Here is a 21,582-nt window from a genome sequence, read left to right on the forward strand (position 1 = left end):
TCGAACCGTGTCTATCGTTGAGGGAAGCTTACATCTAAGATCGACGCTCGTCATTGCGAGCCGAGGGCGAAGCAATCCAGGGACCGATGGGCCCTCGATCGCGTCGTAGCCGCTCCGCTCCCAGCAATGACGGTTCAGGCGCCGGACGGCGTCTCGCTTTGCTCGCGATCGCCCATCAGCCGCTCTTCATAGCCGATCGACCATTCGATCAGCGCGCGCCACAGCGCTTGGCCCAGCTCGGTCTCGAGCCCCTCGCGCTCGGACGCCGCGGCGACGCGCGCCAGCACTTCGTCGACGCGCTCCGGCACGCGCGCGGGAATGCCGAGCGAGGGTTTCACCGCCGCGGCGCGCTCGATCTGGCGCTGGCGGCGCGCGAGCAGAGCGACGAGCTCGTCGTCGAGCGCGTCTATGGTGGCGCGCACATCCGACATTTCGTCGCGCGGTTCGCGCTTTGCGGCCTCTGCTCTGCGCGTCATTTCGCGTCTGTCCACCAGGGCTGCGGGAAATCGATCTTCGGCGCCGCGCTCTCCAGCGCGGCGGCGAGCGAGAACAAGGTCGCCTCGTCGAAGGGGCGGCCGATGAGCTGCAGGCCGAGCGGCAATCCATCGGCGCCGAGTCCGCCCGGCACCGCAATGCCCGGCAGGCCGGCCATGTTCACCGTCACGGTGAAAATGTCGTTCAGATACATTTCGACGGGATCGGCCGCGCCCTTCTCGCCTTGCGCGAAAGCGGTGGAAGGCGTCGCCGGCGTCAGCACGGCGTCGACGCCGGCCGCGAAAGCCTCGTCGAAATCGCGCTTGATGAGGCTGCGGATCTTCTGCGCGCGCACATAATAAGCGTCGTAATAGCCGTGCGAGAGCACATAGGCGCCGATCATCACGCGGCGGCGCACCTCGGCCCCGAAGCCTTTGGCGCGCGTCTTCTCATACATGTCGGCGATGTCGCGGCCCTTCTCGCGCAGGCCGTAGCGCACGCCGTCATAGCGCGCGAGATTGGAAGAGGCCTCCGCCGGCGCAATGATGTAATAGGCCGGCAGCGCGAAACGCGTATGCGGCAGGGAAATCTCGACGATCTCGGCGCCGGCGTCGCGCAGCCAGGCGACGCCCTGGTCCCACAGCGCATTGATCTCGGCGCCGCCGCCGATGCGATATTCCTTGGGGATTCCAATGCGGCGGCCCTTCACCGAGGCGCCGATCGCCGCCTCGTAATCGGGAACCGGCGCATCGACGCTGGTCGTGTCCTTGGGATCATGGCCGGCCATGGAGCGCAGCATGATCGCCGCGTCGCGCACCGTGCGCGTGATCGGCCCCGCCTGATCGAGCGATGAGGCGAAAGCGACAATGCCCCAGCGCGAGCAGCGGCCATAGGTCGGCTTTATGCCGACTGTGCCGGTGAAAGCCGCCGGCTGGCGAATGGAGCCGCCCGTGTCGGTCGCCGTCGCGCCGAGCGCGAGACGCGCCGCGACGGCGGCGGAGGAGCCGCCCGACGAGCCGCCGGGAACGATCTTGGCGTCGTCGAACCCCTCGCCCTTCTTGCGCCGCCAGGGCGAGACGACCGGGCCGAAGGCGCTGGTCTCATTGGAGGAGCCCATGGCGAATTCGTCGAGATTGAGCTTGCCCAGCATCAGCGCGCCGTCGCGCCACAGATTGGCGGAGACGGTCGATTCATAAGTGGGCGTGAAATCGTCGAGGATGCGGCTCGCCGCCGTGGTGCGCACGCCCTTGGTGCAATAGAGATCCTTTATGCCGAGCGGCAGGCCCTCGAGCGGACGCGCCTCGCCGCGGGCGATGCGCGCGTCGCTGTCCTGCGCGGCCGCGAGCGCGAGCTCGGGCGTCTCGGTGAGGAAAGCGTTGAGCGCGCGCGCTTTCTCTATCGCCTCTATATGGGCCTTGGTCAGCTCCGTCGCCGACAGCTTCTTCGCAGCGAGCGCGTCGCGCGCCTCGGCGAGGGACAAATGCGTAGGATCGGACATGAATGCGTTTCGCTCGTTCGTGTCTTATTCAAAGGCCCGCATGTGGCAGGCGTCGCTCGTCTTTGCGGAAGGCGTCTATTCCACGACCTTGGGCACGACGAAATAATGATCGTCCTTTTCCGGCGCATTGGCCAGAATGGCGTCGGCGAAGCCGCCGTCGGTGACGACGTCCTGCCGTTTCTTCATTTGCATGGGCAGAACGGAGGTCAAAGGCTCGACGCCCGCGACATCGACGCTCGAAAGCTCGGCGACGAAATCCAATATTGCGTTGAGCTCCGCGCCGAGGCGCTCGACCTCTTGGTCCTCGACGGCGATGCGCGCGAGATGGGCGATGCGGCGGACAGTCGCCTGATCGACGGACATTTTATGGAGCTCCGTTCCGACTTCGTCCCGCGCGCTATACCACTCGCGGCTTCGAGGGCGCAATGCGCGCGTCCGCCCGTGATGCAACGAGCGCGCCGGATTTCCAGAAAGCCGCGCGTCGTGCTAGGCGAATAGGCATGACCGCCGGACAAAAGACGCTCGAGGAGCTCGCCGCTCTGCTGCCGCAAAAAAGCAGGCTGATCGGGCTCGATGTCGGAACGAAGACCGTGGGACTCGCGCTGTCGGACGTCGAGCGCCGCCTCGCGACGCCGCTCGAGACGATCCGCCGCGTGAAATTCACCAAGGACGCCGAGCGGCTCGCCGCCTTGATCGCGCAGCATGAAATCGCCGCGCTGATCGTCGGCCTGCCGCTCAACATGGACGGCTCTGAAGGCCCGCGCGCGCAAGCGACGCGGGCCTTCATGCGCAATTTCGACGCGATGCGCCGCACGCCCTACGCCTTTTGGGACGAGCGGCTTTCCACCGCCGCCGTCACCAGAGAGCTGCTGGCGCAGGACGTCTCGCGCGCGAAACGGGCCGAGGTCGTGGATCGAATGGCCGCGGCCTATATTCTGCAAGGCGCCCTAGACAGGCTGGGGCGCCTCGCTACGGGAGGCTAGACGAGCCGGCTCACCACCAGCCGCGACGTCCCCAGCCCCAACCGCCGCCCCAGCCGCCGCCGCCGAAGCCGATGTTCAGCGCGCCGCCGAGAAGACCGGCGCCGGCGCCGATGATGCCCGGGCCGCCATAGCCATAGCCATATCCATAGGAGGGATAGGCGTAGCTGGCCGCGACGACCGGCACGGCGACAGCCGTCGCCACCGGAGCCGCGACATAGGCCGTGCGACGCTCATACAACGGATAGTAGGCGGTGCGACGCTCGATGATGCGACGCACATAGACCGTGCGGTGCTCGATGCGGCGCGGCGGGCAATAATGGGCGGAACGGCCCGCATGAATGCGACGATAATGGACCTCGTCCGTCGCCGCCGGAAGCGACACGGACGCCACATTCGCCATTCCGACCGGACCGGCCAGAGCGACGCCCGGCGCGGCGATGCCGATCACGGCGCCAGCGGCGCCCAGCAGAGACAACTTCACAACCTTGCTCATGACTCAAGCCTCCTCGTGGCTCTCGCCCCCCTTTCCCGCCGCCCGCAGCGGGCGACCGGAACCTTTCGTCACGGCGCGATCCGCGCCGGCGCAGACGTGCATTCAGTTACGGCAGACGCGACGGCGCAGACGACCAGATGCGCAGGGAGGAGCGCGGTCGGTGAAGAGAAGCCAACGCACATATCAGTCCCCCAACTCATCGGTCGCTGAACTCGCGCCTCATTGAAAAATTCCCGACATGCCGTCGCTCCGCTGAGAGAAGCGCGGCCCAGGTGAAGGGGAACTAAGGCGCGCTTACCGGCCGTCCAGACCATCGAGGGTCAAAAAAAAACCCTCCGTTAACGCTCCCGCCGCGCCATGGCCGCCTCGATATGAAAACTTTTAGTTGTATCGAGCGGCATTTCGAGGGCTTCCGCAGCCGCCGCCGAGCGAGGCCTTCAAAGGGAAAAGCGCGTCGCCATTGCTGCGGTCGCGTTGACAAGCCGTCGACGAAGAGGCATTTTACGACCGTAGGTTGAACTCTGGAATCGCCGGCGCCACGCATTGCGCCGATGCGAGGAGCCGATGTCGAAGAGCGCAAAAGCAACGACCGCCGAGATGAACGCGCAGGAGGCGTCGACCGCTTCTCTCGCCGTCTATATCGCGCAAATGGCGGGCGAGCTGGCGACGATGGCCGACCGGTCCGAGCTCACAATGCTCGCCTATTTCCTCAATCTGGCGCGCGTCGAGGCCGAGGCGAAATCACGCGAGCACGCCGTCGAGGAGCGCGGCCGCGCGTAGAGCCTCGGATCACGCCAAGGAGACGAGATTGGCTCCGTGACGCGCGAGCCGCCCGGCGAGATCGAGCTCCAGCAGCGCGGCGTTGACCTCGCGCGCGGGCAGGCCCGCCGCGCGCACGAGATCGTCGATGGCGACCGGCGCCGGCCCGAGCAGCGCCATGACGCGCGCCACCGGATCGCCCGTCTCCGCCTCGCGCTCCGGCGCGGCGACGATCGGCGCGCTCGCCGGCTGCGGCGCGATGGGAGCGGCGCGCTCATGCGTGAAATTCGGCGCCGGCTCCTGCAGCGAGAAGAGATCATCCATCTCTTCCCAGAAGGGCTCGTCCTTCGGCGCGCCCTCCCCTTCTCCGAAGAGATCGCCCTGCCTTCCGACGCCGGCGGCGAGCGCGCGGGTGACATCCTCCGCGCCGGCGCAGAGAGTGGCCCCCTGGCGCAGCAGATCATTGGTTCCTTCGGCGCGCGGATCGAGCGGCGAGCCGGGGACGGCGAACACCTCGCGGCCCTGCTCCATGGCGAAGCGCGCGGTGATGAGCGAGCCGGAACGGCGCGCCGCCTCCACCACCACGACGCCGCGCGACAGGCCCGAGACGATGCGATTGCGACGTGGAAAATCACGCCCGCGCGGCTCCCATTCGAGCGGCATTTCCGTCACAACGGCGCCGCCGCGCGCGATGATCTCCTCGATCAAGGGGCGATGCTCATTGGGATAGGGCCGCGCATGGCCGCCGGCGAGCACGGCGATGGTCCCCGCCGCCAGGCTGGCGCGATGCGCGGAGAAATCGACGCCGCGTGCGAGGCCGGAGACGATGACGTAATTGTCCCGCGCGAGGCCTTGCGCCAGACGCTCGGCGAAGGTGAGCCCCGCTGCAGAAGCGTTGCGCGAGCCGACGATGGCGACGCAAGGACGCGACAGAATTTCCGCCGAGCCGCGCAACGCCAGCAGCGGCGGCGCCGCCTCTATCGCGCGCAGCGCCTGCGGATAATCGGCGTCGCCGAGCGAGACGAAGCGAATGCCGAGCTTGGCGGAGCGCTCCATCTCGGCGCGCACGTCGTCCGGCTCGGCGATGCGGATCATGCGCCCATGGGCGGAGCGCGCGAGCAGATCGGGCAGCGCCTCCAGCGCCGCCTGCGCGCCGCCGAATTTGTTGACGAGCTGGCGAAAGGTGCGCGGCCCGACATTCTCCGAACGAATGAGCCGCAGCCAATGAAAGAGCTGCTCCTCCGTCAATCGCGTCGCGGAGGAGGAAGCGCTCATGCCTTCTGCCCGATGCGGCTCTCATTGCCGGAGAGAAGCCGGCGGATATTGTCGCGATGCTTCCACCACAGCAGCGCCGCCATGGCGGCGAAGACGATGGCCTCACGGCCATGCCCCATCGCCGCGAGAACCAGCGGCGAAGCGAGGCTCGCCGCCAGCGCGGAGAGCGAGGAGTAGCGGAACAGCGCCGCCATCGACAGCCACACCGCCGCGAAGCCGAGGCCCGCCGGCCAGCTGATGCCGAACAGCGCGCCCAAAAATGTCGCGACGCCCTTGCCGCCGCGAAAGCGCAGCCAGACGGGCGCTATATGGCCGACAAAGGCGGCCGCCGCGGCGATGACGGCGCCGTCCGGCGATATCTGCGCGCCGATGAGCGCGGCGGCGACGCCTTTGAGCGCATCGAGCAGCAGAGTGGCGGCGGCGAGATCCTTGCGGCCGGTGCGCAGAACATTGGTCGCGCCTATATTGCCGGAGCCGATCGAGCGAATGTCGGTCGTCCCCGCGAGCCGCGTCAGCAGAAGGCCGAAGGGGATCGAGCCGAGCAGATAGCCGACCGCCAGCGCGCCGAGCTCTGGAAAAGAAGAAAACGCCAAGGAGAAAGACCCGCGCCGCGCCGCCGGCGCCATTCGCCGAACGCGGCGCGCAAACTAGTCGAGCCCGACGCGCGCCGCAAGCCGAGCCCGCAGCGGCGCCGAAAAGCGAGACGCCTCGCGCTGGCGCGAAAGCTGCTTCGACGTCCGCCCAAGCTTGGTTTTCTCATTTCGAAAATTCATATTCGAGCCCGGCCATGATCGATTTCGAAAGCCTCGTCGAGCTCATCTATCGCGCCGCCACCGATCCCGATCTCTGGCCGCGCGCGATGCACGAGCTCGCCGCCTCGGCGGACTCCGCCGGCGGAATCATTCTCACGCGGCGCAGCGACTCCTGGGTCGGCTGGCGCCATTCCCCCGCAATGGTCGGCGTCGACGACTATCTGCGGTCGCCGGCCAGCGCGCGCAGTGAGGCGCCCATAAGGCTGCTCGCCGCCGACCGGGCGGGATTCATCGACGCCGAGACCGTGTTCACGCCGGAGGAGTGGTTCGCCGATCCGGTGATGACGCATTGGGGAACGCCCAATGGCTTGGGCCACGCCGCCGCCACGGCCATGCCCATGCCGACAGAGGATTTCGTGGTGGTTCATATCAGCCGACGCATCGGCCAGCCCGCCTTCGCGCCCGCCGATATCGCGCGTCTCGACGCGTTTCGTCCGCATCTCGCGCGCGCCGGCTTTCTGGCGGCGCGCTGGCGGCTCGAGCGGCTGCGCGCCGCCACCGAGGCGCTCGCGCTGATCGGACTCCCCGCCGCCGCTCTCGACGCGCGCGGGCGCGCCCTCGCCGCCAATTCGCTCATCGAGACGATGACGCCCCATGTCCTTTGGCTGCCGGACGACCGCGTCGCTCTCGCCGACTCCGCCGCCAATGGCTTGCTGCGGCGCGCGCTCGCCGATGTGTCGAGCCCTGCGGCCACGACCGCGCGCTCCTTTCCCGCCCGCGGCCGCGACGGCGCGGCGGCGGTCGTCCATCTCATTCCGATGGCGGGCGAATCGCGCGATCTTTTCGACGGCGGCTGCGCCCTTCTGGTGGTCGCGCCCATCGCGCTCCGCCAAGCGCCCGACGCGGCGGTGATCCGCGGCCTCTTCGATCTCACCGCCGCCGAGGCTTGCGTCGCCAGCGGCATCGTCTCGGGCCTGTCGCCGGAACAGATCGCCCGCCGTCAAGGCACGACGCCCGCGACGGTTCGCAGCCAGCTCAAGAGCGTCTTCGCCAAGACCGGCTTCGGCCGGCAGTCCAGCCTCGTCGCGCTGCTGGCGAGCCAGCTCAAGCCGCCGCGTCCGCCGAAGGAATAGGATCGCCGCTCCGCGTAATAGAGTCGTTCCGGCGTGCTTTCTTCACACGATCCGGTTCCCACTTCGCTCGAAAACACTCTACCTTCGCCGCCATGTCGCGCGCCGGCCGCCTCTTCGAACTCTTGCAGCTCCTGCGTGGGCACAGACGCCCGGTCAGCGGCGCCGAGCTCGCGCGCGCCGCGGGAATCTCCTTGCGCACGCTCTATCGCGACATCGCCGCGCTGCAGGCCATGGGCGCGGAGATCGGGGGCGAGCCCGGCGTCGGCTATGTTCTGCGGCCCGGCTTTCTGATGCCGCCGCTGATGTTCTCGGAGGAAGAGATCGAGGCGCTGGAACTCGGCGCCAAATGGGTGGCGCAGCGCACCGACGACGGACTTTCGCGCGCCGCGCAGAGCGCGATGGCGAAAATTTCCGCCGTGCTCCCGCAAGGGCGGTCGCGCACGTCGGACGACGCGCTGATCGTCGGCCCGCCTTGGTCGCGCGCGCATGTCGCCGAGCTGAAGCTGCTGCGCCGCGCGCTGCGCGAGGAGCGCAAGCTCGCCATCTCCTACGCCGACGGCAAGGGCGCGCGCACGCGGCGCGTCGTCTGGCCGGTGGCGCTCGGCTTTTTCGAATCCGCCCGTGTGCTCGTCGCCTGGTGCGAGCTGAGAGGCGATTTTCGCCATTTCCGCGCCGATCGCATAGAGGCGGCGGAAATGCTGGAGGAGCGCCCGCCGCGCCGACGCCAGACGCTGCAAAAGGAGTGGCGGCGCTCGATGCTGACAGAATCTGACAGCGTGTCGGCTTATGGACGTGTCGCGTCCCCGACGGCGAAAGGAGATTCTATGTCGAAGATCGTTTTCTACACCAATCCGCAATCGCGCGGCATGATCGTGCATTGGCTGCTCGAGGAGATCGGCACGCCCTATTCCGTCGAGATCCAGGACTATGGGACCACGATCAAATCGCCCGAGTTCCTCGCCATCAACCCTATGGGCAAGGTGCCGGCGATCCGCCATGGCGACAAGGTGGTGACGGAAGCCGCGGCCATTTGCGCCTATCTCGCCGACGCCTTTCCGCAGGCCGGCCTCGCGCCGCCGACGGCCGAGCGCAGCGCCTATTATCGCTGGCTGTTCTTCGCCGCCGGCTGCGTGGAGCCGGCGATGAGCAATCACGCCGTCGGCTGGGACCCGGCCGCGGAAAGGCAGCGGAGCTTCGGCTACGGCTCCTACGCCGCCGTGCTGGACACTCTGGCGAAAGCGCTGGCCGGTCGGCGCTATATCGCCGGCGAGGCCTTCAGCGCGGCCGATGTCTATCTCGGCTCGATGATCGGCTTCGGCATGCGTTTCGGCGTGCTGGAGAAGCTCCCGGAGTTCGAGGCCTATTGGGCTGGCCTCGAGAATCGCCCGGCGCGGCTGCGCGCCCTCGAGCACAATGAGAAGCTCGCCGCGCGGCAGGCATGGGCTCCCGCCTGAGACCAGAGCGCGGTCGGCGGGGCGAGACGCCCCGCCTCCGATGTTTTCTGTCGAGAGCTCGGCGCGGACGGCAATTTTCCCGAGCGGAGCCGCCCCCCATGCGCTAGAAAGCTGCGGGGCGAAAGCGCCATCGAAGCGACAGAGATGACGGAACCAGAACGCAGACCGCGCCCGCGCGCCTTCCGCCTCGACGGCGAGCAGATCGTCCCCCCCAAGAGCGCGAAGCCGCAGGAGGCGGAACGAGCCCAGCCCAGCGTCTTCGAGGCGCAGATCGACGTCTTCGCGCTCGAGGCCGAGACCGCCCCGCGCGGTTTCGTCGAGGAGGAGAAGGCGATCGAGGCCGCGCAGAAGCGCGGCGTGCTGCGCAGCGTGCTGGTCTCCTGGGGCGGATTGTTCGTCTCGGCCGTGGCGGGGCTGCTGTCGCTGGCCGCCGGCATGTGGCTCACCAATCTCGTCGAGGATCTCTTCGCGCATTCGGCCATGCTCGGAACTGTCGGGCTCGCGCTCGCCGGCCTGGCGCTCGTCGCCGCAGCGGCGATGCTGGCCAAGGAGATCGCCGCCATCGCGCGGCAGAATCGCATCGCCAAGCTGCATATCGCCCTCGCCGAGGCGCGGCTTCGCGACGACATCAAAGCCGCGCGCGAGCATGTGAAGGAGCTGTGCAAGCTCTATGAGGATCGCCCCGAGACCGGCCGCGCGCGGGCGCTGGTGCTGGAATTCTCGCAGCAGATCATCGATGGGCGCGATCTCGTCGATCTCGCCGAGCGCCATATCGCGCATCCGCTGGACGCGCAGGCGCGGCGCGAGATCGCCGACGCCTCCAAGCGCGTCTCCATCGTCACCACGGTCAGCCCGCGCGCTCTGCTCGACGTTCTGTTCGTCGCCGCCCAAGCGATACGGCTGATGCGCCGCATCGCGGAAATCTATGGCGGCCGGCCGGGAATGCTGGGCTTCTTCAAGCTCGCGCGCTCGGTCGGCGCGCATCTCGCCATCACCGGAGGCCTCGCCATCGGCGATTCGCTGCTGCAGCAGGTGGTCGGCCACGGCATCGCCGCCAAGCTCTCCGCCAAGCTCGGCGAGGGCGTGCTCAACGGCCTATTGACAGCGCGCGTCGGCCTCTCGGCTATGGCCGTCTGCCGGCCCATGCCCTTCAGCGCCGAAAAAGCTCCCGGCGTCGCCGATGTGGCGCCTTTCTTGTTCGGCGACCGTGGCGGCGGCGGCTGACGATATGGCGGCGCGGATTTTCCCTCTCGAGAAGACAAACGGATGAAGATCACCACCTGGAACATCAATTCCGTGCGCCTGCGCATGCCGATCGTCGCGCAATTCTTGAAGGAGCATGCGCCGGACGTCATCTGCCTGCAGGAGACCAAGTGCCGCAACGCCGAATTCCCCTATTCGGATTTTCGCGCGCTCGGCTATGAGCATTTCGCCATCAATGGCCAGAAGGGCTATCACGGCGTCGCCATCGTCTCGAAGCAGCCGCTGGAGCTGCTGGAGACGCGCGATTTCTGCGAGAAAGGCGACGCGCGCCATGTGTCGGTCGGCGTCCCCAATGGCGGAACGCCGGTCACGATCCATAATTTCTACGTGCCGGCCGGCGGCGACGAGCCCAATCGCGAGATCAATCCGAAATTCGCCCATAAGCTCGATTTTCTGGACGAGATGGCCGAATGGATCGCGCGCGACCGTGTGACCGACGGCCGCGTCGTGCTGGTCGGCGACCTCAATATCGCGCCGCTGGAGCAGGACGTCTGGAGCCATAAGGCGCTGCTCCAAGTGGTGAGCCATACGCCGATCGAGGTGGAGAAGCTCGACCGCGTCATCGACGCGGGACGCTGGATCGACGCGATGCGCCGCTTCGTGCCCAAGGAGGAGAAGCTCTATACGTGGTGGAGCTATCGCGCCTCGGATTGGGAGAAATCCGACCGCGGCCGCCGGCTCGATCATATTTGGGCGAGCGAGGCGCTCTCCGAAACGCTGCAGCAGATGCATGTGCTGCGCGAGGCGCGCAATTGGACGCGCCCCTCGGACCATGTGCCGGTGACGATCTCACTGGCGGTCTGAACGCCGAGTCAGGCGTTGACCTGCGCCCGCAGCTCGGAGAGCGAAGCGAAGCGCCGCACGCGGCCCTCGCCGCGAATCTCGACCGAGCCGTCGGAAAACATCACATAAAGCGCGCCGCCATTCTCATAGCGGTCGACCTCGACCGGCTCCGCCTCGACATAGCGCTTGGGCGCATAGGCTTCGAAGCCCGGCGGCGGCGCCATGGCGGTCGGCGGGGCCATCGCCGGCGGCGGCTCGATCTCCGGCGCTGGGGCCGGCTGCGATATCACGGGAGCGGGCGCCGGAGCGTCGACGCGCGGCGCCTGCGGAGAGAATGTCGCGAGCGCACGGTCGAGACGCGACAGAGCGGCGGCGATCGCCACAGTCACCACGCCGCCGGAGAGCGCCACCGCGCCCGCGATGAACAGGCTCCAGCCGCGCTCGATCTGGATTTTGTCCCAGCCCTCGAACATGGCCGCGACGCCCCACGCCGCGAGCGCCGCGCCGAGCCCGAAAACGCCCCAACGCGTCAGCCGAAAGAACCAGACGCTCCGCATGTTCCGCCTCTTCGATCTCACATGGCGACAAAGATCACGCCGCCGGACGCTTGTTAGCACGCCGGCTCGCGCGCCGCTCCGACGGTTTTCGCGCTGCATTCGGCGCGACAATTCCGGCGCGATTGTGGAGGCCCGCGGCGCCCCTCGCCGACCGGCGCCTGCACATAATATTCAAGCCCGTAGAAAACAACATATATGCGTCGTAACGCCACATGGAATTCGACGATATGAATACAGACATCAAAAGTAGAGACAAACGTCTCTCGGACGGAAAGCGGCGACGATCCGCCTAATTCAGGGGAGTCGAAACCATGGATACGCGCTCTTCGAGGCGTAGCTTATTTATGCTCACCTTTCTGCTCGCTTCGGCGGTGACGGGAAGTGCTTTCGCTCATGGAGGAGTAAAGCTCGAGCAGGACGAATGCGTGACAACGGTCGGGCCGGTGAAAGTGCATTTCATCGGCTATCAGCGAAAGGGCGAGCCGGAAGAATTCTGCGACGACATCGCCCAGACGGGTCCGACGGTGATCGCGCTGACCGCCATAGAATTGGGTCGTCAGCCCGATTCCTACATGGCGCAGAATCAGGCGCCGTCTTCCGCGACGCCCGCCCCGGCCGTGGATGTGCGCGACATCGCCATCGGCGTGCGCATCGTCAAGGAGGGCGGCGAAGGAGCCGATATGGAGGCGGCGACGCAATTCTACGCGGCGCCGAAGACACAGCGCAACGCGACCATGACCTTCGAGCACGACTTCAAGGAGGCGGGAAATTATGTGGCCATCATCACCGTCGCCGATCGCGACGGGCATGAATGGAGCTCGCGCTTTCCCTTCCGCGTCGGCGTGCTCAGCCTGTGGAACACGATCGAATATGTTCTCTATGGGATCGGCTTCCTCGGGCTTTCCGCCGGCCTCTGGCTGATCGCCTGGCGGCGGCGGCCGACGGAGCCGGCGCATGGCGCCGCGCTGCATCAGGCGGAATAGCAGGCTTCCCTACCCGCCCGATCCGATCGGGCGGGTTTTTTTCGCGCCCGGAATGCGCTTGTCGTCCGAGCTTTGCACGAAAATTGTTAGACTGCGGCCGTGCGAGATTGCTTGGAGCCCTGCCGGGTTCTAGGTAGAGGCGAGCGGAGAATGCTGCGCTCGCGAACCCCAGTCAGGAGCAAGGATTATGACCTTCACCCTTCCCGACCTTCCCTACGCTTATGATGCGCTGCAGCCCTATTTGTCGAAGGAATCCTTCGAGTATCACCACGACAAGCATCATGCGACCTATGTCACCAACGCCAATAATCTGATCAAAGGCACCGAGTTCGAGGGCAAGCCGATCGAGGAGGTCATCGTCGCCTCCTACGGCAAGAACGTGCCGATCTTCAACAATGTGGCGCAGATCTACAACCACTCCGAATATTGGAAGTGGCTGAAGCCCAATGGCGGCGGCGCGATTCCCGCCAAGGTCGAGAAGGCGATCGTCGAGTCCTTCGGCTCGGTCGACAAGTTCAAGGAAGAGTTCCAGACCCAGGGTCTCGGCCAGTTCGGCTCGGGCTGGGTGTGGCTCGAGATCAAGGACGGCAAGCTCGCCGTGCGCAAGACCCCGAACGCCGAGAATCCGCTGGTGTTCGGCGCCAAGCCGCTGCTGGTCGCCGATGTGTGGGAGCACGCCTATTACATCGACTACCGCAACCGCCGCGCCGACTTCCTCAAGGCCTTCCTCGAGCATCTCGTGAATTGGGAATATGTCGAGGAGCTCTACGAGGCCGCGACGAAGTAAGACGTTTTCATACGGCGGCGGCGCGATGCGTCGCCGCCGTCAAATTTCCAAATCGCCGCTTGCGTTCGCCGACGAAGTCGAGACCATAGCTCCAGCCGTTTGAAATCGCCTGGAGCAAACGCCGTGGCATATGTGATCAGCGCAAGTCTCGAACAGCACCCATCGCCCTATCCTTGGTGCGAGGTGCGTGAAGAATTAGCGACGGGGCAAAAATTCGTGACATGGCAGAATGTGGTCGGCGAACGCATTCGGCCGGAGGCGCAGCCGCAATCAATATTACGCGCAGACTATGTCCCTGAAGAGGACTTCTCACCTCATAATCCCGATATTTCATTCGTTTCCGGCGGGGCTCCTTGTCTGAGCGTCCAGGTGCGCGACCTCATCGAGGCGCTCGAGCCGGGCGTGCATCAATTTTTCCCCGTCGATATCTATGATGCCGACGGAACGCTCCGAGAGCCGAGTCGCTACATTCTCAATACCTGTCGGCTCGTCGATGCGATCGTGGAAGGAAGATATTCGACTCTCAATAACGGCGATTGCCTTTATCGTGCAGGCTCACTCCATCCATTAAAAATTCGTCGGCAAAACGCGCGTAAATTTCATCTTTGGCGAGACAAGCAGACGACTCACTCGTGTCTATTTATATCCAATGAATTGTATAGGCGGATAAAAGAAGCGGGCTTTGGGGAATTCGATCTCGGAGTCGCAGACGAGGTCTGAATGCAAATCAATGCGCGCCCGGCAAGTACCGTATCGCCGCTAGAATAATGCTGGTTGCGACGATAGTCAGACCGCCGAGCTTCACGGTCATGCGTAGCTCCAATTCTCGAATTTCGGAGCGAACCGCCAATATGTCCGTCTTGGTGGCGAGTTCCTGACTCGTCGCCTCGGCGAAGGCTTCGGCAGCCGCTTTCGCCTGCTCATGCGTGAACCCGCCCGCCTCGAGCTTTTCGACGAATTTCAGCGTGTCGAATGCGACGCTCACAGAAAGAAGCTCCTCGCGAGGACGAGATGTCTCTTACAAATAGCGCGGTTCTCGCTCTGTGGCGAGGCGGGTGTCGTCTCCGACGCTCTCTCGTCAGACCAAGCTCGCGCAGAATCTTTGTATCTTCGTGCAGGCGTCCTCCAGCGTCGCATTGGACGCCGCATAGGACACGCGGAAATTCGGTCCCGTGCCGAAGGCCGAGCCCTGCACCACGGCGACGCCTTCCGCCTCCAAGAGAGCGGTGACGAAATCCACGTCGCTCTCGATCACCCTGCCCTCCGGCGTCTTGCGGCCGATCGCCTCCTTGCAGGAGGGGAAGACATAGAAGGCGCCCTCGGGCGAGGGGCATTGCAGATATTTCGCCTGACCGAGCATGGAGACGACGAGATCGCGCCGCTCCTGAAACGCCTTGCGGAACACGGCGAGATGGTCCTGCGGACCTTCCAGCGCCGCGAGCGCCGCCCATTGCGCGATAGAGCAGGCGCCCGAGGTCTGCTGGCCCTGCAGCATGTCCATCGCCTTGATGAGCGCGGCCGGGCCGGCGGCGAAGCCGATGCGCCAGCCGGTCATCGCATAGGCTTTGGAGACGCCGTTCATCGTCAGCGTACGGTCGAAGAGGCCGGGCTCCACCTGCGCGATGGTCGCGAATTTGAAGTCGCCATAGACGAGATGCTCATAGATGTCGTCGGTGAGAATATGCACCTGCGGATGGCGCAGCAGCACTTCGGCGACCTGTTTCAGCTCGTCATGCGTATAGGCGGCACCGGACGGGTTGGAGGGCGAGTTCAGCACCAGCCATTTGGTGCGCGGCGTGATGGCGCGCTCGAGGTCCGCCGCCTGCAGCTTGAAGCCATGCTCCATCGTCGTGTCGACGAAGACGGTGGTTCCGCCGCAAATGGCGACCATCTCGGGATAGCTGACCCAATAGGGCGCCGGGACGATCACCTCGTCGCCGGGATTGATCGTCGCCAGAAAGGCGTTGAAGAGAATGTGCTTGCCGCCGGTGGCGACGATCACGTCCGAGGCCTTGTAGTCGAGGCCGTTCTCGCGCTTGAACTTCTTGGCCACCGCCTCGCGCAGCTGCGGAATGCCGAGCACCGGCGGATAGCGCGTCTCGCCGCGGCGGATCGCCTCGACGGCGGCGTCGCAAATATGCGTCGGCGTGTCGAAGTCCGGCTCGCCCACCGAGAGCGAGATGACCTCCCTGCCCTGCGCTTTGAGGTCACGCGCCTTCTGCGTCACGGCGATCGTGGCGGAAGGTTTCACGCGTGACAAAGCGTCGGCGATAAAGGCCATTTGGGGAACTCCTCTGGGCATGTGTGCGCTGCACAATCGCGGTCTCGAAGATAGACGCCGCAGCGGCGCCCGGCAATCGAAAATCCGCCTCCGCGCCCGCGTCGAAACGAAGCGATTAACCTCTCCCTTCTAGAGTCGCCCCGCTCCGCTTGCGCCGGGGCCCAGGGAGAGCGCGACATGTGGGAGAAGCTGCGCAGCGGCGATTGGCTCGACGCGGAGCGTCTGCGCGTCTATCCGCTGATGCTGCTGCTGCTCTCGGCTGGATGCATCGCCGCCGTTCTGATGACGGCGCAGGGCCGCTTCGACGCCAATGGCCATCCGCTGGGCACGGATTTCAGCCAAGTGTGGGTCGCCGGCCTCGAGACCTTGCGCGGCCATCCCGAGACGCCTTTCGATCTGCAGCGCCACATCGCCGCGCAACGCGCCGAATTCGGCGCCGACAGCGACGTCTATGGCTGGCACTACCCGCCCTTTTTCCTCGCGCCGGCGGCGGCGCTCGCGCGTCTGCCCTATCTCGAGGCGCTCGCTGTCTGGCAGATGGCGACGCTCGCCCTCTATCTCGTCGCCGTGCTCGCGCTGATGCGCGGCTCCGCCGCGCCGCCCTGGCGCGTCGCGCTGCTGGCGCTCGCCTTTCCGGCGACGCTCGTCAATCTCGGCCATGGGCAGAACGGATTCCTGACCGCCGCTCTGCTCGGCTTCGGCTTTCTCGCCCTGCCGCAGCGCCCGGCGCTCGCCGGCGTCTCTTTCGCGCTGCTCGCCTATAAGCCGCAATTCGCGCTGGCGTTGCCGATCGCGCTCATCGTCGGCGGATATTGGCGCGCGCTCGCCTCGGCCGCCGCCGCGCTGCTCGTGATGACGCTCGCCAGCCTCCTCGTCTTCGGGCCGGAGAGCTGGATCGCCTTCGCGCAAAATCTCGACGTCACGCGCGATCTCGTCGTCGAGCGCGGCGCGGCCGGCTTTCCGAAAATCCAGAGCGTCTTCGCGGCGGCGCGCCTGCTCGGCGCCGACATTGGGACGGCCTATGCGGCGCAGGCTCTGGTCACGACGACGACCCTCGCCGCGCTGGTGTGGCTGTGGCGCAGCGGCGCCGATTATCGCGCCAAGGCCGCAGGGGCGATCGTCGCGACATTCCTCACGACGCCCTATTGTCTCGACTACGATATGACGGCGCTCGCGCCCGCTCTCGCGCTGCTCGTCTCCTGCGGGCTCGAACGCGGCTTCGGTCCTTATATGAAGAGCGCGCTCGCCGCGGCCTTCGTCATTCCGCTCGCGGCGCGTCCCATCGCGGCGGCGGCGGCGCTGCCTCTCGGCGCGGTCACGATGGCGGCGTTGTTCGCGATAATTCTCTCAAATTCGCGCGACGCATGTTTTCGCCACCTGGGCGCCGCCCCATCGCTATGATCGACGGCCGGACGACCACAAAAAATTCACTTCGCGAAAAAAATCGGCGCCCATTGCTCGAGGCATGAAACTTTTTGGGCGGCGCCGCCGTTTATTCTTCGCCGAACGATCGTGGGAGCGGTCGCGACGCGTCGGACGTTCGGGGGAGCGTCCCGGAGAGGGTGCGTCATGTCGTTGGTGGATAAGTTCGAAGACCGTATGGAGCCGGCTTTCACGCGCAGCTTCGACCCGGAATCGGCTCGTCGTCAGTTCAGAGTTTCACTCATTCTCGTCGCCGCAATGGCGCTCGCTGCCTTCATCCTGGGCTTCGCCCTGCCGCTGAACGCGCCGCGGAGCTCGCCGCCGACGCCCGCCATCTCCTCGGACGCCGGCGATATCTATATCGGCCGGCTGGTCGGCGTCGACTGACGGCCACGGAGCCGCGCGCGGCGCGGCTCCGCCCCGAGCGCGGTTACGGCTTCTTGGCCGGCTCTTCGTGGTGATCATGATCGTGATGATCGTGATCGTGGTGGTCATGGTCATGGCCGGCATGCTCGGCCGGCTTGGCCTCGCCGCCTTCTGGATGGGCCTTTTCCCAACGCTGCATCGCCTCTGCGTCATGCGCGTGCTTGGCGTCGGGCGCATCGACCGCCGCGTCGACAGTCACCTCGCCCGCCTTCTCGAAGACGAGAACGAGCTCGATTCCCCAGCCGACGGGATTGATCTTCTTCACCTCGGCGAGCACGACATGCGCGCCTTCGGGCGAGAGCGTCGTCGTCTTGTCGGCCGCGATGGCGATGCCGCCTTCCGCGACCGTATGCTTGGCGTCCGCATGCAGCGTCACCTTGCCGATATTCGGCGACTTCACCGCGATGAGCTTGTCCGCGCCGCCCTTATTGTGGATGAAGGCGTAGAAATACGCCGTCGTCTCGCCGTCCTTGGGCGCGCGCACCCAGGGATGCTCGATCGTCAGCTTGCCGAGCTCATATTCATGAGCCTGCGCCGAGCGCATCGGAGTCAACGCGCCGAACGCAGCGCCGCCCAATAGAGCGCCGCCCGCCGCCAACAGATCACGCCGCTTGATCATCATGTGCGTTCTCCCTAACTAGCCCGACGAAAAGCTCGTCGGCTGCATTCGTCGCTCTTTTCTCGGCGAGGCTCTAGCGGCCTCGTTTCGCCGCATCGCGACCATGCGACGAATTGCGCGCCATTTCTTCGCCCGCTCAGTGCTGATGCGGGGAGACGTAGACGACGGGCTCCTTCGCCGTCAGCGCGATCTGCGCCTTCAGCAGAGCGAGATTGCCGTCGTCGGTCCCGAAATGGCGGAAGCGGGCTCTCACATAGCCGGAGCGATCGATGAGGAAATGCCCCTCCGGGATATCATTGACGACCGGCTCGTCGAGATAATGGTTGATGATCGAATAGGTGAGCTCTGTGGCGTCGGGATGGCTCGGCGTCAGCGCGTTCGGATCGGCCGGGCATTCGCCGAAATAATCGGCGACATGATGCGCGCCCATCGCCTTCGCCGTCTCGGCCGCGGCCTTCAGGCTCGCGACGCGATCGGCGAAATCGGCGTCCTCCGGCTTGCACCGCGCGAAGGAGACGAGCGTCGGCACGCCGCGCAGCTTCTCGAGATCGTCGATCTCGCCCTTTGGATCCTCCAGCGCGAAATTGGGCGCGACCAGCCAAGGAATGACGCCCTTGGGACTCAAGAAGCGCGACTGGTTCGAGTTGGACAGAACCGTGAGAAAATTGATGAGATCCCAGCGCTCGTCCTCACCTATGGCGTCGGCGAAAGGCGGCATGACGCCGCTCTGCCCGCCATAGGTCAGCCAGTGGAAAATATCGCCGAGCGTATGCGTCGCGACATGCGGCGCGGTGAGATCGGCGGGCGGAACCTTGAGATCCTTGGCCATGGGTCCATTGCCTTCGCCGGTCACGCCGTGACAGGGGATGCAATTGGCCTGGAAGGTCTCGAAGCCGCGCTTCACAGAGGCCGCCGTGTAAGCGATGGGCGGATCCGTGTAGGTCTCGGGATAGGCCTGCACTGAGAGCGAGACGGTTCCGCAGATCGCCGCGGCCAGCGCCAGCGCGGAGGTCGAATATTTTCGCCAATCGCGTAGCTGCGGCAAAGGCGTGAAGCCCACGGCCGCGACCAGCGCCGGCGCGAGCCAGGCCAAGGCCGCGGCCACCGCCAGCGCCGCGCCGGCGACGCCCCATTGCCAGGTGGGATCGATCCAGGGCGTGACCTTGAGACCCCATGTGCCGGCATAGGTGACGCGGAAAGGCAGCGGCCAATAGACATTGTTCTCATGCGCCGCCGGCGTGATGGTGGCGATCCAGCCGGCGATGAACAAGAGGCCGAGCGCGCAGCCGCCCTCGAAGCCGCCGATTTTCGCATACCAGCCGAGATCGAAATCCTTCTTCGAGGAGCCGAGCGTCAGATAGCGCGCCAGCGAGAGGGCCATCAGCAGAGCGGCGCAGAGCAGCGCCAGCTTGACGCTGAGCAGACGGCCATAGGGAGTCGCCAGCATGAAGCCGAAGCTGCCGACCGTCTCCCACGCGAGGATGAGGCCGCTGATCAGCACGATGACCATCGCGCCCTTGGCGACGAGCGACCAGCGCTCGGCGAGTCGCCAAGCGACCTCCGGCGGCTTGCCGCGGCCTGTCAGCATCCAATAGACGAGGCCGAGCAGGCCGCCGATCCAGGTGAGGCCCGCCAGCGTATGGAAGGGGAAGCTCAGCTGCGTGTAGATCGGCAGGCTGTCGTCCACCGCATGGCCGGTGACGGAGACGACGGCGAGCACGGCGAGCCCGAGCCCGAGCGTCGCGCGATCGAGCCAGAGATTGGAGACCCACAAGCGCGCCAGCGTCGCCCCGGCGAAAACCGCCGCGAGAATCTGCGTCGCCACCCAGGCCTTGCCGATCACCGTGCCGGAGATGAACTGCAGCAGCGCGTCGGAATCGACCGGACGGCCCGCAGGGATGATGTTGCGCGCCGTCGCGACGATGAGGCCGAAGCCGAACAGCAGGCGCAGGACCGCGGCGCCCGCGATCACTTTCTTGAAGCGCGCGCCATCCTCCTCTATGAGGCGGGGCAGCAGCAATAGTCCGACGGCGAGAGCGGAAAGAACGCTCTCCACGAAGCGAAGCGTCGCCAATTCCATTGATTTCGACTTCCGTTACGCTCGCGAGCGCGGCGCGGCGCCCCGCCGATCGGCGCCGCCCGCTTTATTTTTTAAAGTTGCTCGAGAGCCAGACTTAGTGAGCGTCCACCGTGAACTCGTATTTCCCCTCGACGATGTGGCCATCCGAGGAGAGAACGCGATATTTCACGACATATTTGCCCGCCGCGAGATCCGGCGCGTCGAGCGTCAGCTCGCGTGGCTTGTCGGGCGCGCCCTTCGCGCCTTCGACGATGGTCTTGCCGTCGGCGCCGATGATGGCGATCGTCGAATAGGCCGCCTCCACGCCGCCGCCGAAGCGCAGCTTCACGAATTTGGGCGAGGCGGCGACATGATCCTTGGCCGACGGAGAGGCGTCGACCAGAAAGGAATGCGCGAGCGCCGCTCCGGCGCTCATGCATAGAAACGCCGCCACGAGGCCGGCTCCGAACTTCACCTTCATCGTCGCTCCTCCGCTTATTTATTATCAGATCATGATCTGGTCTGTCGGCCGCACCCGTTCAAGACGGGCGGCGGTCACGATGACTTCAGCGCGTCCGCAGGCTCGGCGGTCTTCGGCTTGGGGTGGCTGTGACGCCAATAGACGCCGACCATCAGCGCGATCAGCACGGCGCCGAGCGCCTGCGGCACAAAGGACCACAGCGTCTGACCGACCATGAATTTGAACTGCTGGGTCTCTTTCTCGCCATTCGCTCGGGTGAGCGTCACATAGCCGATGAAATGGCCCTTTTCAGTGAATCTGTGCTCGAAGTTGAAGGTGCCGGTCTTATAGAGCTTCGCCGGCAGATGAATGATGGTGAGCGGCTCGAGATCCGTATTGGCCGAAATCGGCGTCAGCGGATCGCGAATGATGCGCAGCTCGAGCGGCAGATCACGAAAATCGGGATTGGCGATGTCGAAAGTGAAGATGACGCGGCCGACGAAGGGAATATGGTCGCAATATTGCTCGCGCGCGCCTTCCGCCTCATAGGCGGTGACGTGGATCATGTCATAGCCGAACATGACCATGCACATATTGTCCATGACCATCGCTTCCGGGCCGTCGCCGCCGGCGCGAGCCGGAGGAGCGGCAAAAGACGCGAAGAGCAGCGCAAGCGCCAATAGGCACGGTCTCACGGATCGAACGATCATCGGCTTCCTTCCTCCCGACCACGCGCGCACACAGTCGCCGCGGCGCTTTTTCTTCGAGCTTTCGAGAGAGCGAGCTCGCCTCGCCCTCGCTTGTCCCGATTTTTCTTAGTGCAAAAAGGAATCGATTTGAAATCGCTATTTCGTCGATCGGCCGCAGTGTGGCTGCGCTCCTGCGGACCACTGCCGGCGTGAGACTCTATGGATAAATTCTATGCGCGTTCGGGCGCAGACGCGACAATTTCTCCTGCGTCCAAACGCCGCATATGTCGCAGTCCGATATAATTGCCTCGTTCTTGCTGCGGGCCGGCGAATCTATCGAGACCGCAAAAAGAAGCCGGCCGGGCGCGAGGCCCGGCCGGCGGAATTTTCAGCCTTCAGAGAGTTCGATCAGGGCATGTCGCCGGCGACGAA

At 65.6% G+C, this 21,582-nt stretch carries 24 protein-coding genes; 11 read left to right on the forward strand and 13 right to left on the reverse strand.

Features of this window, described 5'->3' with window-relative positions; translation table 11 throughout:
* Positions 1 to 134: 134 nt before the first annotated feature.
* From ACT53T_RS17600 to gatC, 3 genes are all read right to left on the reverse strand, one after another.
* Entirely contained in the window at positions 135 to 476 is a 342-nt protein-coding gene (locus ACT53T_RS17600) for a chorismate mutase (protein ID WP_026191271.1), read from the reverse strand.
* On the reverse strand, positions 473 to 1,972 hold the full coding sequence (gatA, locus tag ACT53T_RS17605) for an Asp-tRNA(Asn)/Glu-tRNA(Gln) amidotransferase subunit GatA (RefSeq protein WP_476162209.1): 1,500 nt from the start codon (positions 1,970 to 1,972) through the stop codon (positions 473 to 475). Before gatA ends, ACT53T_RS17600 begins: the two co-directional genes overlap by 4 nt.
* Positions 1,973 to 2,047: 75 nt before the next feature.
* On the reverse strand, positions 2,048 to 2,335 hold the full coding sequence (gene gatC / locus ACT53T_RS17610; RefSeq protein WP_024880148.1) for an Asp-tRNA(Asn)/Glu-tRNA(Gln) amidotransferase subunit GatC: 288 nt from the start codon (positions 2,333 to 2,335) through the stop codon (positions 2,048 to 2,050).
* A gap of 137 nt (positions 2,336 to 2,472) precedes the next feature.
* Here gatC and ruvX point away from each other — a divergent pair, with 137 nt between their 5' ends.
* The gene (ruvX, locus tag ACT53T_RS17615; RefSeq protein ID WP_018265177.1) at positions 2,473 to 2,955 is read left to right on the forward strand and encodes a Holliday junction resolvase RuvX; all 483 of its coding nucleotides are present in this window, start codon (positions 2,473 to 2,475) and stop codon (positions 2,953 to 2,955) included.
* A gap of 10 nt (positions 2,956 to 2,965) precedes the next feature.
* Here the strand turns inward: ruvX and ACT53T_RS17620 are convergent, their stop codons facing one another.
* The gene (locus tag ACT53T_RS17620; RefSeq protein ID WP_476162210.1) at positions 2,966 to 3,448 is read right to left on the reverse strand and encodes a hypothetical protein; all 483 of its coding nucleotides are present in this window, start codon (positions 3,446 to 3,448) and stop codon (positions 2,966 to 2,968) included.
* Between the two features lie 564 nt (positions 3,449 to 4,012).
* On the opposite strand from ACT53T_RS17620, the gene ACT53T_RS17625 reads away from it, so the two are divergent.
* Positions 4,013 to 4,228: a hypothetical protein gene (locus ACT53T_RS17625; protein WP_476162211.1), complete on the forward strand. Its 216-nt coding sequence runs from the start codon at positions 4,013 to 4,015 to the stop codon at positions 4,226 to 4,228.
* 9 nt (positions 4,229 to 4,237) lie between these two features.
* Here the strand turns inward: ACT53T_RS17625 and dprA are convergent, their stop codons facing one another.
* Positions 4,238 to 5,482: a DNA-processing protein DprA gene (dprA, locus tag ACT53T_RS17630; protein ID WP_476162212.1), complete on the reverse strand. Its 1,245-nt coding sequence runs from the start codon at positions 5,480 to 5,482 to the stop codon at positions 4,238 to 4,240.
* Positions 5,479 to 6,108, reverse strand: coding sequence for a glycerol-3-phosphate 1-O-acyltransferase PlsY (plsY, locus tag ACT53T_RS17635; protein ID WP_476162213.1), 630 nt, complete (start codon positions 6,106 to 6,108; stop codon positions 5,479 to 5,481). Before plsY ends, dprA begins: the two co-directional genes overlap by 4 nt.
* Before the next feature lie 161 nt (positions 6,109 to 6,269).
* Between plsY and ACT53T_RS17640 the strand changes: the two genes are divergently transcribed.
* The 4 genes from ACT53T_RS17640 (at position 6,270) to xth (ending at position 10,888) form a co-directional block, all read left to right on the forward strand.
* Positions 6,270 to 7,367 carry a helix-turn-helix transcriptional regulator gene (locus ACT53T_RS17640; RefSeq protein ID WP_476162214.1) on the forward strand — a complete coding sequence of 366 codons (1,098 nt, stop codon included), beginning with the start codon at positions 6,270 to 6,272 and terminating at the stop codon, positions 7,365 to 7,367.
* Positions 7,368 to 7,459: 92 nt separating this feature from the next.
* On the forward strand, positions 7,460 to 8,821 hold the full coding sequence (locus ACT53T_RS17645) for a WYL domain-containing protein (protein WP_476162215.1): 1,362 nt from the start codon (positions 7,460 to 7,462) through the stop codon (positions 8,819 to 8,821).
* Positions 8,822 to 8,965: 144 nt separating this feature from the next.
* Entirely contained in the window at positions 8,966 to 10,045 is a 1,080-nt protein-coding gene (locus ACT53T_RS17650) for a YcjF family protein (protein WP_400767536.1), read from the forward strand.
* A gap of 42 nt (positions 10,046 to 10,087) precedes the next feature.
* A complete protein-coding gene (xth, locus tag ACT53T_RS17655; protein WP_476162216.1) occupies positions 10,088 to 10,888 on the forward strand; it encodes an exodeoxyribonuclease III in 801 nt (266 codons plus the stop codon).
* Between the two features lie 8 nt (positions 10,889 to 10,896).
* Here xth and ACT53T_RS17660 read toward each other — a convergent pair whose 3' ends face one another.
* Complete coding sequence (locus tag ACT53T_RS17660) at positions 10,897 to 11,424, reverse strand: hypothetical protein (protein WP_476162217.1); 528 nt, start codon at positions 11,422 to 11,424, stop codon at positions 10,897 to 10,899.
* 344 nt (positions 11,425 to 11,768) lie between these two features.
* On the opposite strand from ACT53T_RS17660, the gene ACT53T_RS17665 reads away from it, so the two are divergent.
* From ACT53T_RS17665 to ACT53T_RS17675, 3 genes are all read left to right on the forward strand, one after another.
* Positions 11,769 to 12,407 (forward strand): hypothetical protein, encoded by a 639-nt coding sequence (locus tag ACT53T_RS17665; protein WP_476162218.1) that lies wholly within the window; start codon positions 11,769 to 11,771, stop codon positions 12,405 to 12,407.
* A gap of 187 nt (positions 12,408 to 12,594) precedes the next feature.
* The gene (locus tag ACT53T_RS17670) at positions 12,595 to 13,194 is read left to right on the forward strand and encodes a superoxide dismutase (protein ID WP_018265165.1); all 600 of its coding nucleotides are present in this window, start codon (positions 12,595 to 12,597) and stop codon (positions 13,192 to 13,194) included.
* Positions 13,195 to 13,317: 123 nt separating this feature from the next.
* Entirely contained in the window at positions 13,318 to 13,914 is a 597-nt protein-coding gene (locus ACT53T_RS17675; protein ID WP_476162219.1) for an imm11 family protein, read from the forward strand.
* Between the two features lie 7 nt (positions 13,915 to 13,921).
* Here the strand turns inward: ACT53T_RS17675 and ACT53T_RS17680 are convergent, their stop codons facing one another.
* On the reverse strand, positions 13,922 to 14,179 hold the full coding sequence (locus ACT53T_RS17680) for a coiled-coil domain-containing protein (RefSeq protein WP_476162220.1): 258 nt from the start codon (positions 14,177 to 14,179) through the stop codon (positions 13,922 to 13,924).
* A 93-nt stretch (positions 14,180 to 14,272) separates the two neighbouring features.
* On the reverse strand, positions 14,273 to 15,475 hold the full coding sequence (locus ACT53T_RS17685) for a pyridoxal phosphate-dependent aminotransferase (protein WP_400767525.1): 1,203 nt from the start codon (positions 15,473 to 15,475) through the stop codon (positions 14,273 to 14,275).
* Positions 15,476 to 15,652: 177 nt separating this feature from the next.
* Between ACT53T_RS17685 and ACT53T_RS17690 the strand changes: the two genes are divergently transcribed.
* Positions 15,653 to 16,876, forward strand: coding sequence for a glycosyltransferase family 87 protein (locus ACT53T_RS17690; protein WP_476162221.1), 1,224 nt, complete (start codon positions 15,653 to 15,655; stop codon positions 16,874 to 16,876).
* A gap of 168 nt (positions 16,877 to 17,044) precedes the next feature.
* Entirely contained in the window at positions 17,045 to 17,284 is a 240-nt protein-coding gene (locus ACT53T_RS17695) for a hypothetical protein (RefSeq protein WP_026191267.1), read from the forward strand.
* Positions 17,285 to 17,327: 43 nt separating this feature from the next.
* On the opposite strand, the gene ACT53T_RS17700 is transcribed toward ACT53T_RS17695, so the two are convergent.
* The 4 genes from ACT53T_RS17700 to ACT53T_RS17715 form a co-directional block, all read right to left on the reverse strand.
* Positions 17,328 to 17,945 (reverse strand): copper chaperone PCu(A)C, encoded by a 618-nt coding sequence (locus ACT53T_RS17700; RefSeq protein ID WP_476162222.1) that lies wholly within the window; start codon positions 17,943 to 17,945, stop codon positions 17,328 to 17,330.
* A gap of 133 nt (positions 17,946 to 18,078) precedes the next feature.
* The gene (locus ACT53T_RS17705) at positions 18,079 to 20,022 is read right to left on the reverse strand and encodes a c-type cytochrome (RefSeq protein WP_476162223.1); all 1,944 of its coding nucleotides are present in this window, start codon (positions 20,020 to 20,022) and stop codon (positions 18,079 to 18,081) included.
* 94 nt (positions 20,023 to 20,116) lie between these two features.
* The gene (locus ACT53T_RS17710) at positions 20,117 to 20,482 is read right to left on the reverse strand and encodes a copper resistance CopC family protein (RefSeq protein WP_476162224.1); all 366 of its coding nucleotides are present in this window, start codon (positions 20,480 to 20,482) and stop codon (positions 20,117 to 20,119) included.
* 74 nt (positions 20,483 to 20,556) lie between these two features.
* The gene (locus ACT53T_RS17715) at positions 20,557 to 21,171 is read right to left on the reverse strand and encodes a hypothetical protein (protein ID WP_400767518.1); all 615 of its coding nucleotides are present in this window, start codon (positions 21,169 to 21,171) and stop codon (positions 20,557 to 20,559) included.
* Between the last annotated feature and the right edge of the window lie 411 nt (positions 21,172 to 21,582).

Source organism: Methylosinus sp. DMC45, assembly GCF_056313885.1.

Coding starts and splice junctions, on each gene's coding strand:
- ACT53T_RS17600 (WP_026191271.1), bottom strand. CDS start 476: ATGACGCGCAGAGCAGAGGCCGCAAAGCGCGAACCGCGCGACGAAATG.
- gatA (WP_476162209.1), bottom strand. CDS start 1,972: ATGTCCGATCCTACGCATTTGTCCCTCGCCGAGGCGCGCGACGCGCTC.
- gatC (WP_024880148.1), bottom strand. CDS start 2,335: ATGTCCGTCGATCAGGCGACTGTCCGCCGCATCGCCCATCTCGCGCGC.
- ruvX (WP_018265177.1), top strand. CDS start 2,473: ATGACCGCCGGACAAAAGACGCTCGAGGAGCTCGCCGCTCTGCTGCCG.
- ACT53T_RS17620 (WP_476162210.1), bottom strand. CDS start 3,448: ATGAGCAAGGTTGTGAAGTTGTCTCTGCTGGGCGCCGCTGGCGCCGTG.
- ACT53T_RS17625 (WP_476162211.1), top strand. CDS start 4,013: ATGTCGAAGAGCGCAAAAGCAACGACCGCCGAGATGAACGCGCAGGAG.
- dprA (WP_476162212.1), bottom strand. CDS start 5,482: ATGAGCGCTTCCTCCTCCGCGACGCGATTGACGGAGGAGCAGCTCTTT.
- plsY (WP_476162213.1), bottom strand. CDS start 6,108: ATGGCGCCGGCGGCGCGGCGCGGGTCTTTCTCCTTGGCGTTTTCTTCT.
- ACT53T_RS17640 (WP_476162214.1), top strand. CDS start 6,270: ATGATCGATTTCGAAAGCCTCGTCGAGCTCATCTATCGCGCCGCCACC.
- ACT53T_RS17645 (WP_476162215.1), top strand. CDS start 7,460: ATGTCGCGCGCCGGCCGCCTCTTCGAACTCTTGCAGCTCCTGCGTGGG.
- ACT53T_RS17650 (WP_400767536.1), top strand. CDS start 8,966: ATGACGGAACCAGAACGCAGACCGCGCCCGCGCGCCTTCCGCCTCGAC.
- xth (WP_476162216.1), top strand. CDS start 10,088: ATGAAGATCACCACCTGGAACATCAATTCCGTGCGCCTGCGCATGCCG.
- ACT53T_RS17660 (WP_476162217.1), bottom strand. CDS start 11,424: ATGCGGAGCGTCTGGTTCTTTCGGCTGACGCGTTGGGGCGTTTTCGGG.
- ACT53T_RS17665 (WP_476162218.1), top strand. CDS start 11,769: ATGCTCACCTTTCTGCTCGCTTCGGCGGTGACGGGAAGTGCTTTCGCT.
- ACT53T_RS17670 (WP_018265165.1), top strand. CDS start 12,595: ATGACCTTCACCCTTCCCGACCTTCCCTACGCTTATGATGCGCTGCAG.
- ACT53T_RS17685 (WP_400767525.1), bottom strand. CDS start 15,475: ATGGCCTTTATCGCCGACGCTTTGTCACGCGTGAAACCTTCCGCCACG.
- ACT53T_RS17690 (WP_476162221.1), top strand. CDS start 15,653: ATGTGGGAGAAGCTGCGCAGCGGCGATTGGCTCGACGCGGAGCGTCTG.
- ACT53T_RS17695 (WP_026191267.1), top strand. CDS start 17,045: ATGTCGTTGGTGGATAAGTTCGAAGACCGTATGGAGCCGGCTTTCACG.
- ACT53T_RS17700 (WP_476162222.1), bottom strand. CDS start 17,945: ATGATGATCAAGCGGCGTGATCTGTTGGCGGCGGGCGGCGCTCTATTG.
- ACT53T_RS17705 (WP_476162223.1), bottom strand. CDS start 20,022: ATGGAATTGGCGACGCTTCGCTTCGTGGAGAGCGTTCTTTCCGCTCTC.
- ACT53T_RS17710 (WP_476162224.1), bottom strand. CDS start 20,482: ATGAAGGTGAAGTTCGGAGCCGGCCTCGTGGCGGCGTTTCTATGCATG.
- ACT53T_RS17715 (WP_400767518.1), bottom strand. CDS start 21,171: ATGATCGTTCGATCCGTGAGACCGTGCCTATTGGCGCTTGCGCTGCTC.